This window comes from Muribaculum sp. (assembly GCF_029051885.1).
In the GTDB taxonomy this organism is placed as follows: Bacteria; Bacteroidota; Bacteroidia; order Bacteroidales; family Muribaculaceae; genus Muribaculum.
The window spans coordinates 1-18,235 of the sequence record NZ_JAIDKI010000028.1 but is presented as its reverse complement, the minus strand read 5'-3'; the positions used below and the strand labels follow the sequence as shown (position 1 = coordinate 18,235).

Annotated in this window: 13 protein-coding genes; 8 read left to right on the top strand and 5 right to left on the bottom strand. The window is 55.2% G+C overall.

The genetic code is table 11. The features are described 5' to 3' along the window. Positions 1 to 97 precede the first annotated feature (97 nt). The 4 genes from K2I50_RS01155 to K2I50_RS01140 all read right to left on the bottom strand — a co-directional run bounded on the left by K2I50_RS01155 (position 98) and on the right by K2I50_RS01140 (position 6,111). The gene (locus K2I50_RS01155) at positions 98 to 685 is read right to left on the bottom strand and encodes a phosphoribosyltransferase family protein (RefSeq protein ID WP_301024420.1); all 588 of its coding nucleotides are present in this window, start codon (positions 683 to 685) and stop codon (positions 98 to 100) included. Between the two features lie 17 nt (positions 686 to 702). Continuing rightward, the gene (locus K2I50_RS01150) at positions 703 to 1,917 is read right to left on the bottom strand and encodes a hypothetical protein (protein ID WP_301024419.1); all 1,215 of its coding nucleotides are present in this window, start codon (positions 1,915 to 1,917) and stop codon (positions 703 to 705) included. A 272-nt stretch (positions 1,918 to 2,189) separates the two neighbouring features. Next, the gene (locus K2I50_RS01145; protein WP_301024418.1) at positions 2,190 to 3,326 is read right to left on the bottom strand and encodes an OmpA family protein; all 1,137 of its coding nucleotides are present in this window, start codon (positions 3,324 to 3,326) and stop codon (positions 2,190 to 2,192) included. 88 nt (positions 3,327 to 3,414) lie between these two features. Beyond that, entirely contained in the window at positions 3,415 to 6,111 is a 2,697-nt protein-coding gene (locus tag K2I50_RS01140) for a hypothetical protein (RefSeq protein WP_301024417.1), read from the bottom strand. A gap of 395 nt (positions 6,112 to 6,506) precedes the next feature. On the opposite strand from K2I50_RS01140, the gene K2I50_RS01135 reads away from it, so the two are divergent. The 7 genes from K2I50_RS01135 (at position 6,507) to K2I50_RS01105 (ending at position 15,705) form a co-directional block, all read left to right on the top strand. Further along, positions 6,507 to 7,931, top strand: coding sequence for an MATE family efflux transporter (locus K2I50_RS01135; protein ID WP_301024416.1), 1,425 nt, complete (start codon positions 6,507 to 6,509; stop codon positions 7,929 to 7,931). Between the two features lie 13 nt (positions 7,932 to 7,944). Further along, on the top strand, positions 7,945 to 9,513 hold the full coding sequence (locus K2I50_RS01130) for an NAD(P)/FAD-dependent oxidoreductase (RefSeq protein WP_301024415.1): 1,569 nt from the start codon (positions 7,945 to 7,947) through the stop codon (positions 9,511 to 9,513). 17 nt (positions 9,514 to 9,530) lie between these two features. Continuing rightward, complete coding sequence (locus tag K2I50_RS01125; RefSeq protein ID WP_301024414.1) at positions 9,531 to 11,492, top strand: SpoIIE family protein phosphatase; 1,962 nt, start codon at positions 9,531 to 9,533, stop codon at positions 11,490 to 11,492. 139 nt (positions 11,493 to 11,631) lie between these two features. Beyond that, positions 11,632 to 11,808 carry a BF3379 family histone-like protein gene (locus K2I50_RS01120; RefSeq protein ID WP_301024413.1) on the top strand — a complete coding sequence of 59 codons (177 nt, stop codon included), beginning with the start codon at positions 11,632 to 11,634 and terminating at the stop codon, positions 11,806 to 11,808. A gap of 302 nt (positions 11,809 to 12,110) precedes the next feature. Next, positions 12,111 to 12,890 (top strand): alpha/beta fold hydrolase, encoded by a 780-nt coding sequence (locus tag K2I50_RS01115; RefSeq protein WP_301024412.1) that lies wholly within the window; start codon positions 12,111 to 12,113, stop codon positions 12,888 to 12,890. An 11-nt stretch (positions 12,891 to 12,901) separates the two neighbouring features. Then, positions 12,902 to 14,497 (top strand): UDP-N-acetylmuramoyl-tripeptide--D-alanyl-D-alanine ligase, encoded by a 1,596-nt coding sequence (locus K2I50_RS01110; protein ID WP_301024411.1) that lies wholly within the window; start codon positions 12,902 to 12,904, stop codon positions 14,495 to 14,497. 11 nt (positions 14,498 to 14,508) lie between these two features. Continuing rightward, positions 14,509 to 15,705 (top strand): D-alanine--D-alanine ligase family protein, encoded by a 1,197-nt coding sequence (locus K2I50_RS01105; protein ID WP_301024410.1) that lies wholly within the window; start codon positions 14,509 to 14,511, stop codon positions 15,703 to 15,705. A 25-nt stretch (positions 15,706 to 15,730) separates the two neighbouring features. Here K2I50_RS01105 and K2I50_RS01100 read toward each other — a convergent pair whose 3' ends face one another. Beyond that, entirely contained in the window at positions 15,731 to 16,882 is a 1,152-nt protein-coding gene (locus K2I50_RS01100; protein ID WP_301024409.1) for a hypothetical protein, read from the bottom strand. An 89-nt stretch (positions 16,883 to 16,971) separates the two neighbouring features. On the opposite strand from K2I50_RS01100, the gene K2I50_RS01095 reads away from it, so the two are divergent. After that, positions 16,972 to 17,955 (top strand): cation diffusion facilitator family transporter, encoded by a 984-nt coding sequence (locus K2I50_RS01095; RefSeq protein ID WP_301024408.1) that lies wholly within the window; start codon positions 16,972 to 16,974, stop codon positions 17,953 to 17,955. Positions 17,956 to 18,235: the final 280 nt, after the last annotated feature.

Below are 18,235 nucleotides of genomic sequence, written 5' to 3'. Positions count from 1 at the left end.
TTCAAGGACGGCCGGCGGGAGGGGAGAGCCCGATTGCCGGCGGGGGAGAGGCCGATGGTCGGCGGGAAGAGTAGATTGTCGTGGGGAAGAGGGGGTGTCAGTAATTCTCCGCGGGACTGCTATAGTCGGCCGACCATGGAAATCTCACCAACGTGCCGGCATACAGACTTATGTCGGGGCGGAATACAGGGTCGGGTGTAGTGACCGCCACTGCGGCTGTCACCACACGCGCGTGGGGGTACATGCTTTTGAGCCGGGCCACAACCTCCGAGAGTGTCTTGCCCGAGTCGACGGCATCGTCGACCACGAGCAGCACCGGAGCTTTGGCCGTGGCTATCATGGCTACCATCTCGCCTGATATCGAGAATGCTACTTTGCGGTCGCCTCCGGGATTGTGGCGCAACAGTTGGCTCTCCGCGCTGCGGAGCACGTTGTTGACACCGCGGGGCAGTCTCTTCAGCAGCGGAGCCATCAGCGAGCGCACCGTGCTTCCCGGGCGGGTAGCATTGGCATAGGCTATATTGGCTATGCCTATGCGTTTGGCTATGCGTTCGGCTATGGGTGCTCCTCCCGACTGTATGCCGACTACAATATCAGGCGCACAGGCAAGCATGTCCATGACCATATCCGACATGCGTTCGCATGCCCGGTCCAGGAGGTGAGGGGATAGTGTTATTACCTGCATATGTAGTCGGTAGGTATTTAGAGATTAAATTTGCGGGCCGCTCCGGGTGTGCGGAGTATATACAGTCCGTGGGCGGGTAGAGTCAGTGTGGCCGATTCCGAGGGCTGGAGCATGGCCTTTGCCACTGTATTGCCGGCGAGGCTGATAATCTCGACAGCGACAGGGGCGCTTGCTGACGATGCTGTGACGGTGATGTCGAGGCCGTTTACGTCAAGCGATATCGAATTGTCGTCGGCAGCGATACCGTCGATTGCCGAGCTGCTTTCAAACTCCTCCTCGCTTACCAGGCGCAACTCAGCATCGGCGTCGGCCGACACCTTGAGGTAGGCGGTGTTGGCGGGGATATATTTCAGGTCGGCTCCGGCGGTGACGAATGCAGGCTTGCCCGACTCATCGAGTCCGAGCACACGCATGGTTGCCGCGTCATATTCCACCACATTCCAGTGGCGGGTGCTGTGGGTATTGCTGAAGTATACACCGGTCAGGATATTGCCGTCGACGTCGGCCGAGGGTGTGCCGCCGATTGTCAGACGGTTGTCGGAGGGTGTGGCTCCGCTGCATTCCACCAGCAGGGGAGTGCCTTCGGGTATCACGCCTGTCACCTCGCGCAGGGCAGCCATGCCGTTGCCGGTTTTTACCACGGTGTATATTTTCATGCCTCCCGACTGGGTGGCGTAGGGGAAGTCGGCATAGAATGTGGCGTATCCCTTGCCTTCGGATGTCACTTCGGGCTTGATGCCGAAATACATGTCATCTACCGGAAATATGTCCCAGCGCTGGCGGTTCTGTGCGGCGGAGCCGCCGGCGTCGCGCGGGAAGCTCAGTTCCTTTTCGAGGTTGGCCTCGCCGTCGCAGAGATATTTTGTCATACCGTTGGAGGTGCCGCCGATGCGGTAGTGCTGACCGTTTACATCATAGATACTCGGAAGCATTTCGATAAGATCGTATACCGATGTGCCCTGGGCCTCGATATCATATCTTGAGCCGCCTTTCTGTATGAGGCGGATTATTCCTGAGGGGTCGTAGTGCGGACGTTCGTCATCCTTGATGAGCCATATCGCGTCGTAGTCGGCCGTAGTGGCTCCCACGTCGATGCGTCCCTTGTTGTCCCTTACGTATGTGTAGCGTTTTGTGGTCTGATTCTGTACTCTATAGTAGCCGGTCGGGGGCAACGCAGCAACTGCCGGCAATGATATCACAGACAATAACAATACAGGTAAAAACTTATTCATATGTTCAATCCAGAAGGTCTGTTAGAAGTTGTATTGGAAAACGTTCGGCAAAGTTACGATTTATTTTGCAATTACATCACATCGTGTTGTCGATAAATCGTTTGTGTTTCAATTTTTAACGATTTATCGTCCTCTTCGGTTCACGTTGTGTGCCGGTCCGGAAAAATCCGGTGTGTGTATAGAGAGAGGAGGCATGTATATATATAAAGCAAGTGGCTGTGACGAAAAAATCGTTCACAGCCACTTTTATCAGAGAATTAGCGGTTTCTTGATTATTCGGCCACGCAGATAGCCACGCGGTTCTGAATCGGGTCGATGTAGGGCTGGTACATGTCGTCGCCCATGCTCTTTGTCACGACGCGGTCAGCGGCGATACCGCCGGCGATGATGGCTTTAGCCACAACCTTCGAGCGCTGGTCGGCCAGGCGGAGGTTGATTGCGCGAGAGCCGGTGCCCTTGTCGGCATATCCGGTGACAACAACCTTTGCGGCAGGGTTGGCCTTGAGGTATTCGATTACCTCTTTCACCTTGTACTGCTGGTCGTTGGCGATTGTAGAGCGGTTGATTGCGAAGAGCACGTCGCGGCGCAGGGGCTCAGCCTTGGCCTGTTCCTGTGCGGGAACTGCAACGGGAACTTCCACTACCTTTTCTACGATTTTCTCGATAATCTGGGGCTCGCAGGGAACCACGGGAGCTGCCACCATCTTGGTCGACTTCTTGGAGTTGCCGCCGAAGGTGTACTTCACGCCGGCGAGGAAGTTGAAATACCAGTCGGCGTTGTGAGCGAGCTTGGAGTTGTAGTCGTCGTTGAGGAAGTTGGCCTGAGCCTCGAAGCCGAACTGTACGTTCTTGGCTACGTTGAAGTCGAGGTTGATGCCCATACGGCCTGCCATGCGTACCTTGGTGCCGTCCCAGATGTTGCGGAGAACGTTGCCGCCGCCGATAGTGGGCTTGAGCATGTCGTTGATCTTCACAGCCTCGCCGTTGTCCCAGGCGATATTAGCGCCTACACCGGCGAATACGCCGAAGCTCACGAGACGGTCGGGGTTGAAGCCGCCGATGAGGTTGGTGATGTCGAATGTCACGTCGAGCATCGGGGCGATGTAGTTCCACTTCCAGTAGTAGCGCTCGTCGAGGGTGATGGCCGCTTTAGAGCGCCAGGAGTTTGCGGCAAGACGCAGACCTACAACCGGGTTGAAGTTGTAGCCCACTGCAATCTGTGCGTTGGGAGACATCAGCTTGCCAAACGAGGTCTCGCCCAGAGTTTCCTGGAATCCGAACTGTCCCTGTACGTACCAGTTGGGACGATATACGGTCTCCGACTCCTCGACCATTACCGTTTCCTGGGCTGACATGCCCATGGCTACTGCGGCAAGGGTAGCTGTGAGAAATATCTTCTTGAATTTCATATATAAGCCTTGATTTGCCTGAATTTACCGCCTCTGCCGGGGGATTGTCGCCCCCGGCAGAATGGCGGGCATAGGTCAGGAGTTGGTGTTAGTTGTTAACTTGGAAATAGTACTTGTTGGTAGAGGTGAATCCGCGGTAGTCGAGAGCGGAGTAAGCCACCTCGTAGATGAAGCCCGGAGTAAGGTCGCCGGTAGCCACGCGGAGGTTGCGGCCGTCGATTACTTCATCGAAGAGTGTACCATTGTTGGCCTTTTTGAGAGCAGCAATGGCAGCGGCGTCGCCATCCTGGGCGCTCTTGCCGGTAGCTACGTTGACAGCGTTGCAGATACCTACGAATTTCTTGAAGGCGGGAGATACAATCTCGAGGTTGTAGGTAGTGGGGTAGAGCATGATAGCGCCTGTGCCCTTGAACTTGCTGGGAGCGGTCTCGTTGGTAGAGAGGAGGCTTACACCACCCTCGCTGTTGCCGTAGAGCATGGTCACCTGCATGTAGTGGCTGGGGTTCTCCAGACGGGCGTTGATGCGGTTGGCGATAGAGTTGTACTTGTTGATGAGGCTGTTGACCTTGTCGAAGTACTTGCCTGTCTCACCCTCGATGTTGTTCTTGATCTGGTTCATGAGATCCTTCATGGTCTGGTTGATCTGATTCTCAACATCGGTGAGCATACCGTTGATTTTACCCTGGAGTTCGTTCATGATTTTTCTGAACTCGGCGTTGATGGCGGCGTTAGAAGCGGTTACCTGCTCCTCGAATGCCTTAGACATCTGGTCGATGAAATTCTGAAGGTTGTCAGGATCCACTGCACCGGTGAGGGTGACGGGATACTCCTTGCCTTCGATTGTAACAGTACCTGATACAGATACGCTGAGGTTCTTGTCGATATTTGAGAAGTCGGCATTTGAAAGTTTGAAGTCAAATGTCACGTCGTCGAAGCTGACGGGATCAATTTCAATCTTCTTGATTTCGGGGATGAGCTTGTCCCAGTCGATGCTGATTTCATCGAGGATGGGGAGCTTACGGTTGAACTTCTTGCCTTCGAGCGACTTGTAAGAAAGGGGCTTGAAGGTAGTGGCTGCGATGTCGAGGCCTGAGCGTACGATGCCTGTTTCGGTAGCGTCGACCCAGGTAGCATCAACGTTGTCCCACTTCGAGGTGTTGTACATCCATTCAGCCCTTACTGCCAGACGGGGCAGGATGCCGTTGAGCTGGTCGTATACGGCCTTCATGAGGCTTACGAGCGAGTTGGTGTCGCGTTTGTTGTAGAAGTCCTTGGCAGCTGATTTCAGTCCTTCCTCGATAGTGATGCGGCAGCCTTCGATATCCTCGGGGAGGATTGTAGCCTCAGACTCGTAGAGCGAAACGTCCTGAGCTGCGCGGCCGTGGGTGTAGCCGAAGGTGAGCACCTTGTCGCTCTTCACGGGAGTAGCGAGGGTGACGCCTGTCTGCTGGTTCTGGCTGTTGACGAGGGTGAAGGTCTTGCCTGTCATGTCGGCGTTGCCGGGGTTGACAGTCATATAGAGAGTACCGGCGTTGCCTACATAGTTGTTTTCGTCGCCCTGGAGCACAACTCCGCTATACTGCTTGGGAGTAACGCCGAGCATCTGCATGTCCTTGGTGGTGATTACCTGCTCGCCGTCGAACTCATACATAGAGCCGTCGTAGGGGAACTCTACCGAGCCCATATCGCCGCAGTAAGCCATGAGCACGTTGGATGCCACGCCTACGGGAGCTGCGAATGTGCCGAATACGGGGTTCCAGGTGCCCTCAGCCACGATGCTTGTGATCATGGCGTCGAGACGCTCGCCCACGATGTTGTATTTCTCCTGGAGAGCCTTGATGGCTGCTTCGTTGGCTGCAACCTTAACGGCGATATCCGAGCGCCACTTAATCCAGTCGGCGAGAAGCTCGTTGAGATCCTTGAAGTCGTTCTTCATATCGAGCGGACCTGCCACCTCGTTGTAGATTGTGACGAACTTTTTAAGGTCGTCTTCCAGAGAATTTTTGTAAGCGTCAAAATCCGCCTTGGTGAGATATGTGTTGGCGGCATCCTCCGTAGTGAGGAGGGTGCTGGGGTCGAGGTTGCCGTAGTTAGTAATAAGAGTCTCGAGAGCTGTCTTGTTAGTGGCTACCCAGTTTGCGGCTTCGAGTGCTTTGGCGATATCCTGGGGAGTCTGAGCCCACGAGGGATATGTGATTGAGCCGTCTTCGTTCACAGTGCAACCGAGCGACTCGAGAGCGGCTTTAAGCTGCTGCTTGATAAGGGTGTCATCGTATGATGTGCCGCCCTGGCCGAGACCTGCAGCTACGAGTGCCTTATAGACAGCCGATGTCTCATCCATAATAAGACTAGCGATAGTCTCGCTAAGATCGGCTGATTTAAGATAATCGTTGAGGGCATCGTTTGTAATGTAGCCTTTACCATCTACCCAAGTTTTGATTGTAGTCTCCAGCGCAGCAAGGTCGCAACCACACTTGTCTAAGTTGGCAATCTTCTGCTCGAGTTCCGTAACTTTGTTTTTGAGAGTCTCAAACTCAGTCTTGGTCACGTAGCCTGCTGCAATTTTGTCTTCGAGGTCTTTGATTGCTTTGTTCAGCTCTTGCTGAAACTGCTGTTTTGCAGCTTCGAGGTCGCCCTGAAGCTGCTGGATAAGCTGCATCAGTCTAAAGTCTTCACGCTGCAATGCGGCATACTGGTCATCGTCAGTGTCCTTGCAGGATGTGAAAGAGCCCATGGCGCCAACCAAAGAGGCGCAGATGAGCATTCCGCTAATGATTTTCTTCATCTTGAAAGTGAATATTGATTTTGGTAAAATTTGGTCTGATATATTAAATAAGTGAAGTGTCTGTTTGCTTGGTTGTATGTCAAGTATTTAAAAGTTTGATAAGATTTTATGTATGCATCCATTCATACGCAACCATCACGCGTCCAGCTGCTTAGTGCTGGAGGTAAGCCCTCTGTAGACTGTAGACGCAAGCAATGAGCCGCATGATTTTAGCATGCTGTGATGAAAACTATTCGGCAAAATTAGGCAAAATTTGTTTAATGCACAAATATTTTGTTGAATAATGCTCACAGTACATAACACTCCCGTTAATCAAAAGTTCACTAAATAAATAAAATTTTGGTGAACCATATCGGCGATTTATATGTACCTTTGTATGGAATTAATATATATATATGTGCGACAAAAGCAATAAAGAAATATCCACAGATACTGTAGCGAAGAGTGGCGACACACCGCTCACGCTTGGCACCAAATCGATTAGCCGGCTTCTGATACAGTACTCCGTGCCTGCAATCATAGCGAGCGTGGCTGTGTCGCTCTACAATATCATCGACAGCATATTCATCGGTCAGGGAGTAGGGCCTATGGCCATCGCCGGCCTTGCCATCACCTTTCCGCTGATGAACCTCGTGGTGGCCTTCTGCACGCTGATAGCGGTGGGCGGCGCTACCATCAGCTCGATATTCATCGGTCAGAAAAACGAGGGCCGCGCCACTGACTGTGTCAACAACGTGATGGTGCTCTGTCTGATACACTCAGTGCTGTTTGGCGGTGTCACCCTTCTGTTTCTCGACCCTATACTCCTGTTTTTCGGCGCCACCCCCGAGACTATCGGCTATGCGCGCGAGTTTATGCGCATCATTCTCTACGGCACCCCTGTAAGCTACGTGTTTATCGGGCTCAACAATCTGATGCGCGCCACCGGCTACCCCAAGAAGGCCATGGTGTCGGCTCTGCTGTCGGTGGCTGTCAACGTGGTGCTCGCCCCTACATTCATATTTGTGTGTGACTGGGGCATAGCCGGTGCGGCCTGGGCCACGGTGTGCGGCCAGACAGCCTCGTTCGTATGGGTGCTGTGTCACTTCATGTCGAAGAAGAGCTTTATCCACTTCAGGCGCGACAACCGGTGGTTCAACCCCTCGATCATACGCCGCATCTACTCCATCGGGCTGTCGCCCTTTCTGATGAGCGTGTGCGCCTGTATCGTAGTGGTGTTTATCAACCGTGCTCTCCTTGACTACGGCGGCGGCGACTCCAACCTTGCCGTCGGGGCCTATGGTATCATCAACCGCACCACTATGTTTTTCGTGATGATAGTGTTTGGCGTGACCCAGGGCATGCAGCCTATCCTCGGCTTCAACTACGGCGCCGACAAGTGGGACCGCGTGAAGCGCACATTATATATAGGTATATGGATCGGGGTCGGCATTACATTTGCAGGCTTCGCCGTGTGCGAGTCGTTTCCCGACGCTATCAGCCGCCTCTTCACCACCGACGAGACCCTTACCACGATAGCCCGCGAGGGGTTCAGAGTATACTTCATATTCTACCCTGTGGTGGGCGCGCAGATAGTGATACAGAATTTCTTCCAGTCGATAGGCAAGCCCAAGATATCCATCTTCCTGTCGCTCACGCGCCAGCTGCTGTTTCTGATACCCTTCCTGATAGTGCTGCCGCGCTACTACGGGGTGAAGGGCGTGTGGGCCTCGATGTGCGGCTCCGACCTGATTGCGTTTTTCTTCGCCCTCGTCACCGTGATAGTGATGATAAGGCGTCTCAACGTCAGATTCAAGGGTCTGAAACCAATTGAACAATAACGATTTATTTGCTATGTACCAGGATATTGACATGCGTGTCGCGCCCGCTGTAGCCGGACAGCCTGACACGCTGCTGAAGGCCGAGGCGGCCAGGGAGGCCGGAGTGGACACCGACAGGGTGAAGGCCTTGAAAATAGTGAGGCGCAGTATCGACGCCCGCCAGCGCAAGGTGGTGGTCAACGTGCGTGTGCGCCTGTATATCGACACTCTCCCTGACTCCACCGCCATAGCCGAGCCGATAGTCTACCGCCCGGTAGGCCCCGACGCCCCGGAGGCCATAGTGGTGGGCGCAGGTCCGGCCGGTCTGTTTGCCGCCCTGCGGCTCATCGAGCTTGGCATAAGGCCTGTGGTGCTCGAGCGCGGAAAGGATGTGGATGCGCGTCGCCGCGACATGGCCCGCATAGCCCGCGAGGGGATTGTAGACCCCGACTCCAACTACTGCTTCGGCGAGGGCGGTGCGGGGGCTTACTCCGACGGCAAACTGTACACCCGCAGCAAGAAGCGCGGTAGTGTCGACAAGATACTGACCGTGCTGTGGCAGCATGGCGCGAGCGAGGATATACTCGTCGACGCCCATCCGCATATCGGCACCGACCGCCTCCCCGAGGTGATAAAAGCGATGCGCCTCACTATAGAGAGGTGTGGCGGCAGAGTGCTGTTCGGCACCCGTGTGGAGCGTCTGCTGACAGAGGGAGATACCGTAGAGGGTGTGGCCACCGCCTCGGGCGACGTGTACCGCGGTCCGGTAATCCTCGCCACGGGACATTCGGCCCGCGATGTCTACGAGTCGCTTGCCGCCTCGGGCGTCGAGCTTGAGGCCAAAGGGCTCGCCATCGGTGTGCGCCTGGAGCATCCTCAGCAGCTTGTCGACCGCCTGCAGTACCACTCGCCCCAGGGGCGCGGGCGCTGGCTTCCGGCCGCCGAATACTCGATGCTGACGCGTGTCGACGGGCGCGCTGTCTACTCTTTCTGCATGTGTCCCGGAGGGTTTATCATCCCTGCGGCGAGCGAGCCCGGCCAGCTTGTGGTCAACGGCATGTCGCCCTCGTCGCGCGGCACCCGCTGGGCCAACTCGGGCATGGTGGTCGAGATACTGCCCGAGGATGTGGCCGAGGAGGAGGGCACTCCCTCCGCGCTGAAGATGATGCGCTACCAGCAGCGCATCGAGAAGGCATTTTTTGAGGAGGACGGCGGCTCGCAGAACGCCCCGGCCCAGCGTATGGCCGATTTTGTGGGCGGTCGTCCGTCGGCCGACCTTCCGCCTACATCGTATGCTCCCGGCATACATGCGGCGCGCATCGACCGTCTGCTCCCCGTGGAGATAGCCGGACGCCTGAGGAAGGGGTTCGCCGAGTTCGGACGCAAGCAGCCGGGATTTCTTACCAACGAGGCTGTGCTGATAGGGTGTGAGACACGCACGTCGTCGCCGGTGCGTGTGCCCCGCGACCCGCAGAGTCTCGCCCACGTGCGCCTGCGAGGTCTTTATCCCTGCGGCGAGGGCGCCGGATATGCCGGCGGCATCGTGTCGGCGGCTATCGACGGCGACCGTTGCGCCGACTCTCTCGCCGGGTATCTTCACTGATTACGCCAGATTTTGCTATGAACCGAAAATTTAACCTTAGCTTTTCCACACGCCTGTTTCTATGGGCCACGCTGCTGATTATGATTACATTCAGCGGTATCGCCGCCATATTCCATACCTACAGCAGCCAGCGCGAGGAGGAGGCCGGCGGACGTTATGCCGAATTTATGCTCAACGAGATGGTCTACAGCATAAACGAGCGTCTGCTTATGGTGGAGAATGTGGTGAAGCGCTATGAGCCTATAGTGGAGAAGACACTCTCGACCCCCGACAGCCTGATGGCGCTCGTGGAGGGGTGGGCGTTGTCGGATTCGCTCGTCATCGGCGGCAGCATATGCTTCGAGCCGTACTATTATCCCGAAAAAGGGGAGTACTTCATGCCCTATGTCACCACCACGCTCGGCAACAAGCCGGTGAGTGTGTATCTCGGCAGCAAGGATTATGATTATTTCCAGATGGAATGGTACAGGTCGGCCAAAAAGGCCCGCGAGGGGATATGGTCGGAGCCTTACTACGACGACGGGGGCGGCGATGTGATGATGATAAGCTACGTGTTGCCACTGTTTGACAAATACGGCAATATGATTGGTGTGATGACCGCCGACATGTCGCTCGAGGAGCTGGTGAAGGATGTGGCCCATCTGCGTCCGTACCACGACAGTTTCTCGTTTTTGGTGAGCCGTCGCGGCACATTTATCGTGCATCCCCGGCGCAGTGTCATACTCAACCAGACGATATTTTCCTATGCCGACTCGCTCGACAGCGAGCCCATGAGGCAGCTCGGACACGACATGCTGAGCGGCATGGCCGGATATGACCGGCGCACGCTGCGCGGCAAGGATATGCTGGTCAGCTACACCACCATCCCTCGCACGGGATGGTCGATAGCTACGTTCTGCCCGTACTCCGAGGTTGTCAACCATCTGGGCATGGTCACCGGCTACATGCTTGCCGTGCTGGTGGTCGGGCTTGTGGGGTTGCTGATAGTGCTGCGCTATGTGATAAAACGCAATACCGGGCCACTTGAGGACCTCACCAAGGTGGCCTACAAGATAGCTCGCGGCGACTTCTCGGCCCGCCTGCCCCGCGATACACCCGATGGCAGCATACGCACTCTTGTCGATGCCTTTGCCCACATGCAGCAGTCGCTTGCCGACTATGTGGCGAGCCTGCGCCAGTCGACTCTCGCCCAGGCGCGCATACAGAGCGAGCTCGACATAGCCCATGCGATACAGAAAGAGACTATGCCGCGCACGTTTCCCACCTCGGCCGCCGGCGCGGGTATCGATGTGTTTGCGATGCTCAATCCGGTGAGTACGATCGGCGGCGATTTCTACGATTTCATGCTGGCCGACGGGAAGTTTTACTTCTGCATAGGCACCGTGTCGTGTGCGGGCACCGTGTCGACCTCGCTGCTCATGACCGTCGCCCGCTCGGTGTTCCGCTCGTCGATATCGTCAGAGCAGGGTCCTGAGATGACCATCAGGGCCATGAGCAATGTGCTCCACGACAATCCCGAGTCGGATATGAACATAACCGTATTTGTCGGGGCTCTTGACCTCTACAGCGGCGAACTCACCTATGCCAACGCCTCGCACAACGCCCCGCTGCTGGTGCAGCCCGACGGCATGACTGAGTTTCTGCCCGGCTCGTCGTCGCTCCCGCTTGGGGTGGATGTGCTCGAAGAGTGCTCCCAGGCGTCGCTTGTGCTGAAGCCCGGCTCGAGGATGGTATTCTTTACCGACGGTATCATCACCGCCACCAATGCCGGTGGCGCCGCTTATACCGACTACACGCTGTATCATACAGTCACGATAATCATGGCCAACTATCCCTCACTGTCGGCCCGTGACATGATAAAGCGTATCGGGCGCTCCGTGCGCGAGCATATGGGTGGCGAGGAGCAGCACCGCGACCAGGCTTTGCTGACATTTACCTACAAGGGGCTCGGGCGTAGCGCGCAGGATGCGTGTGAATGAAGTGAGGGAGTCTGATTTTATGTTTTTAAACCATTTTGTAGATAATGCACCCATAAAATGTTGGCGGTTAAAAAATCTTTTCTTAGTTTTGTGACAAGATATTATTAACCTTATAAAGAAATTACACCAATTTTTTAAAATGAAAACATTAGTAGAAAAGGCTGCCTCTATCTACGAGGCTTTCAAGAAAGAAGCGGAATCACAGGTAGAGAATGGCAACAAGGCTGCCGGCGCACGTGCCCGCAAGGCATCTCTGGAGCTCGAAAAGCTCATGAAGGAGTTCCGCAAGGCATCTCTTGAGGCTTCCAAGAAGTAATTATAAGGTGTAACCGGACGATTCCGGCTCTCACAAAGGGCTTTCTGTAGGATATACGGAAAGTCCTGGATGCACATTTTATTCCGGCGGCGTACTGCCGGAAAAATCTTACACGGCCCGACCATTGCATATGGTCGGGCTTGCTTGTGCGATGAGGTGTAATATTCGTTATTTTGGAGGTAAAAGCGGACTGTATTCCATATTGAAATGTTAACTTTGCACAGAGAAACCGCAAGGAATTGATTTAGTGTCCGCACGTGGAATTTTGTGGCGGATATAAGTGCCTGCGGTTTTGGAAAATTATGGAGAAGCATATAGAACATGATGGCGTGAGGGTGGTCTACACCGTCGAGGGTGAGGGCCCGGCCTTGGTGCTGATGCACGGCTGGGGCTGCAACACCACCACTCTTGCCTCGATAGAGAAGACCGCTCTGGCCTGTGGCAGAAAGGTGGTCAATATCGACTTTCCCGGGCATGGCAAGTCGGGCGAGCCGACACGCGTGTGGGGCGTCGAAGAGTATACTGCATGTCTGCGTGACGTGGTTGAGGCCGAGGGGCTTGAGCGTCCGGCGCTGCTTGGGCATTCGTTCGGAGGTCGTGTAGGCATACTGTACTCGTCGCGCTACCCTTCGGAGGTGGAGCGCCTGATTCTGGTCGATGCCGCCGGCATCAAGCCCCGCCGCACATGGAAATATTACTATAAGGTGTATACCTTCAAGGCCATGAAGCGGCTGCTCTACCTGCTTCACGGCAAGGCCGCCGCCGAGGATATCCTGGCGGCAAGGCGCGCCAAAGCGGGGTCGGCCGACTATGCCAAGGCCACACCGATGATGAGGGCCATACTGAGCCGTGTGGTAAACGAGGATCTGAAGCACTGCATGCCTGCTATCGCCTGTCCGACGCTGCTGGTGTGGGGCGAGGATGATACGGCGACACCCATATCCGACGCCAGGTATATGGAGCGTCACATACCCGATGCGGGGCTGGTGAGTTTTCCCGGAGCCGGGCATTACAGTTTTCTTGACCGTCCGGCGCAGTTTGCAGCGGTATTGCGCAGTTTTCTGACTTCAGGCGGTAAATGACTCCAAAACCAATGACTATGTGTTTAAATGCATTTATAATAACATCTCTCGCTTTGGCCGGTATTGCCGGAGCGGCAAGTTTCCTGCTTGAGCTGAAGCGCGACCTGATGATGATGCAGCAGAACAGCTACCGCAACGAGCGGTACATGCGCTGGCTGCGCTCTTCGGGCGATATGACCTCGTGGCTGCGTGTGGCGGCTCTTGTGGTGTTTGTCATAACCCAGCTGCCGTTTGTAGGGCTGGTGGTGAGCTGCGCGTGCGTGCTGCTGTTGTCGCTGTACAATATCCTTAGGCTCACTACGGCTAAATACAAGAAGCCGCTGGTGTGGACTCCGCGTGCGCGCCGTATCTATGGAGTGGCTGCCGGAGTGGCTGTTGCCGGGAGTGTGGCCGCATGGTTTGTGGTGCGCAACTGGGTGTTCATGGCCGAGTGGACGGTGGCCCTGTATCTGCTGAGCCATGTCATAATAATGGCCGCGGTGTGGATGCTTAAGCCTGTGGAGGCGCGTATCAACAAGGGATATTACGACGATGCCGCCCGCATACTCCGCTCGATGCCCGGACTTAAGGTGATAGGTATCACCGGCAGCTATGGGAAGACCTCGACCAAGCATTATCTGAACCGTATACTCCAGGAGCAGTGGGATGTGCTCATGACCCCCGGGAGCTATAACACGACGATGGGTGTGATACGCACCGTGCGCGAGATGATGAAGCCCTATACCGAGATATTCATATGCGAGATGGGTGCCAAGAATATAGGCGACATCAAGGAGATATGCGACCTGGTGCATCCGGATATGGGCATAATCACGGCTGTGGGCGAGCAGCATCTCGAGTCGTTTAAGACAGTGGAGAATGTGCAGCGCACCAAGTTTGAACTTGCCGACGCCATCCCTGCCGACGGTTTTGTGCTCGTGAACAATGACTTCCCGTATGCCGCATCGCGCGAGGTGACCAATACCACAGCCCTGCGCTACGGCATCGAGGCCAAGGGCACTGATTATTATGCCACCGATATCGTATACGGTCGTGAGGGCACGCGCTTTGTGGTGCATACGCCCGATGGTGGCGAGTATCCGTTTGAGACCCGTCTTGTGGGTGAGTGCAATATATCCAATCTCATACCGGCCATCGCCATCGCCATGCGCCTGGGCATGCCTGTCGATAAGGTGAGGTTTGCCGTGAGCAGGGTGGAGCAGGTGGAGCACCGCCTTAACATGAAGCATACGCCCGGAGGCATAACCATTATCGACGACGCCTTCAACTCCAATCCACATGGCTCGCGGATGGCTCTCGATGTGCTGCGTGCGATGGATTCAGGCAAGCGCATAGTGATTACTCCCGGCATGATAGAGCTCGGCGACCGCCAGCATGAGGCCAACGAGGAGTTCGGGCGCAATATCGCACGCTCGGCCGATGTGGCTGTGGTAGTAGGCGCATACAACCGCGATGCCATCCTTGCGGGTCTGCGCGAGGGGGGCATGCCGTCCGACAGGATACATGCCGTAGACACTTTCGCTCAGGCGCAGAATGTGCTCTCCTCGATAGCACGCAGTGGCGACACCGTGCTTTATGAAAACGATCTTCCAGATACATTCAAATAATATTCAATATAATGAAAACCAACATAGGCGTGATATTCGGCGGACGAAGCACCGAACACGAAATCTCAGTTATATCGGCCTTGCAGGCCATGGCCGCAATCGACCGCGAAAAGTATGACGTGACACCGATATATATCACAAAGCAGGGACACTGGTACACCGGCGCTCCGCTGTTTGACGTAAAGAACTACCGCCACATTCCGGAGTTGCTGAAACAGTGTACGGAGGTATACATGCGTCCGGTATATGGCGATTACAATCTGTATCCTGCCAGCCCGAAAGGATTTTTCTCATCGTCGGCCATGAAGCCGGTGGCAAAACTCGATGTGGCGATTCCCGTGCTCCACGGCACCAATATGGAGGATGGAATTTTTGAGGGCGTGCTCCAGACCATCGGTATCCCGTATGCCGGATGCGACGTGCTTTCGTCGGCCAACGGCATGGACAAAATCACGATGAAGATGATACTTCGCGCCAACGACGTGCCTGTGGTGGATTATGTATGGTTTACCGACAAGCAGTGGCACACCCGCCGCGACGCGCTTATCGAGCAGATAGAGGGCAAGCTGGGCTATCCGGTGATAATCAAGCCCGCCAATCTCGGCTCAAGCGTGGGTATAGGTTCAGCCCACGACCGCGACCAGCTGAAGGCACGTATCGATGATGCCGAGCGCTACTCGACACGCATAATCGTGGAGCATATGCTTGCCGACATGCAGGAGATTAACTGCTCGGTGCTCGGCGACTGCGACGACTACCGCATGTCGGTGCTCGAGGAGCCGATAAAGAGCGGCGACTTCCTTACGTATGAAAAGAAGTATATGGGCGGAGGTAAGGGCAGCGAGGGCATGCAGTCGAGCCAGAAGCGTATCCCCGCCGAGTTGCCTGATGATGTCACCAAAGAGATACAGCGTCTGGCCGGTGAGACATTCCGCGTGCTGTCGTGCCATGGAGTGAGCCGTGTCGACGTGATGATTGACCGTACCGACGGACGTATTTACGTGAATGAAATCAATACCATCCCCGGGTCTCTGTCCTTCTATCTGTGGGAGGCTACCGGGCTCAGCTTCGACAAACTGATGGACGAGCTTGTGAAGCTCGCTCTGCGGCGCAAGCGTGAGGAGGGTATGAAGACAGTGTCGTACGACCAGAATATATTTAATCTTACCGGCGGAGCCAAGGGTGGCCTGAAAGGGGCCAAGGCGTAAGCGTGGCGATATGCGGTGTGCCGGGTCAGTGGGCACGTCGCGTCACGGATATTTTGAAATCAAACGCTCCTTCTGGAGGAGTAAGCATAAGTTCTCCGGCAGTCAGTCGCCCGTCGACCACTGTCGGAGAACTGTTTTTTGTCATCGTGGAGCGGGGCTCGACCGAGTAAGTGGCCTCGGTACCCGGCGCGAGTATGCGTTCGGCCAGAAAGTGGGCCACAACACCCATTGTCATGCGCAGATTGACCTCGATGCATGGAGCTATCATGCCGTCGCGGTCAATCAGCATGTCCACACCCAGCCATCCGGTATAGTCGCGGCCTATGATTTCCGATAGCGCGCATTCGATGCAGTCGCGTATGGCGACAAGGGTAGCGCGGTCGGCTCCGGCGATTACGAGGCGGTGTTCGATTGTGGCGTCGTCGCATAGCAGATTGCCGCTATAGCTTGAGCGTGAGTTGAAGAATAGCGAGTATCCTTTCCAGTGTGCCTTTCCATCGGCTATATGATAAAGCATGGCGAAATCCTGTCGGCCGTCGAGAGCCTGTTCGATCATCACGCTCCCCTGATGGCGTATTATGCCGCGTATGCGTTGGAGGGCCTTGTCTGACATGGTGTCGAACCGTGCCACGCCGCGTCCGCTGCTCGACCATGGCGATTTGATGTAGAATCCGCCCGGCGAGGCTGCGGCGGCGATTTGCGCCTCTGCTTCTGTCGTTGCCTCCACCGGAAGGGTGGGGAGGGGTATGGCGGAATGCTGTTTAAGATACTCCATGACCATTCGCGACGTGCGGCGATGGCTTAGCATACGCATTCTTTCAAGTTGCGCGATTGAGGGGCATTCGGCTCCGGCGTTGATAAGACGTCGGGCCGCGTCGCCCGACCACCCCCATGGGGCTCCCGGTTTGCCGGCATCGGCATCTGATGCAATCGCCACATGTGACAGTTGTGGGAATAATGCCGACATTTCGTCAAGCCACTTTTGGCTGTGGGGGCGGTCGGCGGCAGACACGACAACAGCATCGCCAGGCGCCGACCACCATACGGGGAGCATGGCTCCCGCACGCCGGAGTGCCTCGACGTTGGCGCTGAGGGTATGGGCTGACGATATGGTGCGCTCTGCGGGCCATTGCAGCATGATGTCGTTTTCGGGGTTGAACAGTCTGATTTCGGACATAGGTAAATTATTGGATGCAAATTTACGATGATTTGGGTTGTTGTCGAAAAGAAAAGCTATTTTTGCAGTCTGACTGTTATATATGAGATATGATGCCTGACCGTACACATATAGATGTAGATTATCCTGATTCCACGCCGCCCGATTCCGGTGGCGAGGAGTTGCGTGTGGCCCGTCATGTCACTTGGGTGGGGTTTATATGGAATGCCCTGCTCGGTACGGCCAAGGTAGTGGGTGGCATCGTTGGTAATTCGGGTGCCGTAGTGGCCGACGGCATACATTCGTTTTCCGACTTTATTACCGATGTGATTGTGCTCGTGATGGTGACGATAAGTCATCGCAAGGCCAACCGCCGGTATGAGTACGGGCATGGCAAGTATGAGACATTTGCCTCGATGCTGATAGCCGTGTTGCTCGTGGTCGTAGGTATAGGCATACTCGTCGACGGGATTCACAAAGTGATTCTTACGGTGAATGGCGAAGAGCTTCCGCGGCCCGGCATGATTGCTCTTATAATGTGTGTGGCCTCGATTGTTGTCAAGGAGTGGCTCTACCATTATACACGTCGTGCGGGCGAGCGTATACACTCGGGTGCTCTTGTTGCCAATGCTTGGCATCACCGGAGCGACAGTTTTTCGTCTGTAGCCACGGTGGCCGGTGTGGCCGGCGCAATGTGGCTCGGTCCTCAGTTCAGGGTGCTCGATCCGGTAGCCGCGATGGTGGTGTCGGTATTCATAATAATGGTGGGGATAAAGATGGCCATACCCGCAGTGCGCGAGTTGCTTGAAGAGGCTCTTCCGGCCGACATGCAGAGCGATATACGGCAGGTGATAGCTGCGACTCCGGGGGTAGATACGTACCATCATCTGCGTACGCGCCGCAATGGGCCGACCATAATCATTGATGTACACCTGAAGGTCAATCCCGTGTTTACGGTAGATCAGGCGCATGCCATAGCCACCGATGTCGAGCGAAAGTTGTGTGATACATTCGGCCCGTCGACTATCGTTACAAGCCATATAGAGCCATATCGAGGCGAGTCAATCCTTCCCGACGGCTCCTGTGCCGACTGATTTGTACTGCGGTCGGGCACAATTCAGACATTCAGTTATTATTCAGTTATTATACAAATTTGCATGCAAAAATTATTTCGATAATATTTGCATGTTTTAAGTATTTTGTATAAATTGGCAAAAATCATTAATCACTAAAATAATAAGAGCTTGTTTAATAATAAATGTTACCGTCAGGGCGGTCAATCGTCGAGCATATTTTCTCTTGTGATGAGGGAGTTATGGGGTTCCATAACGACCGAAGAGCAGGCGGAAAGATGCCGGCGATTGACCGACTGGA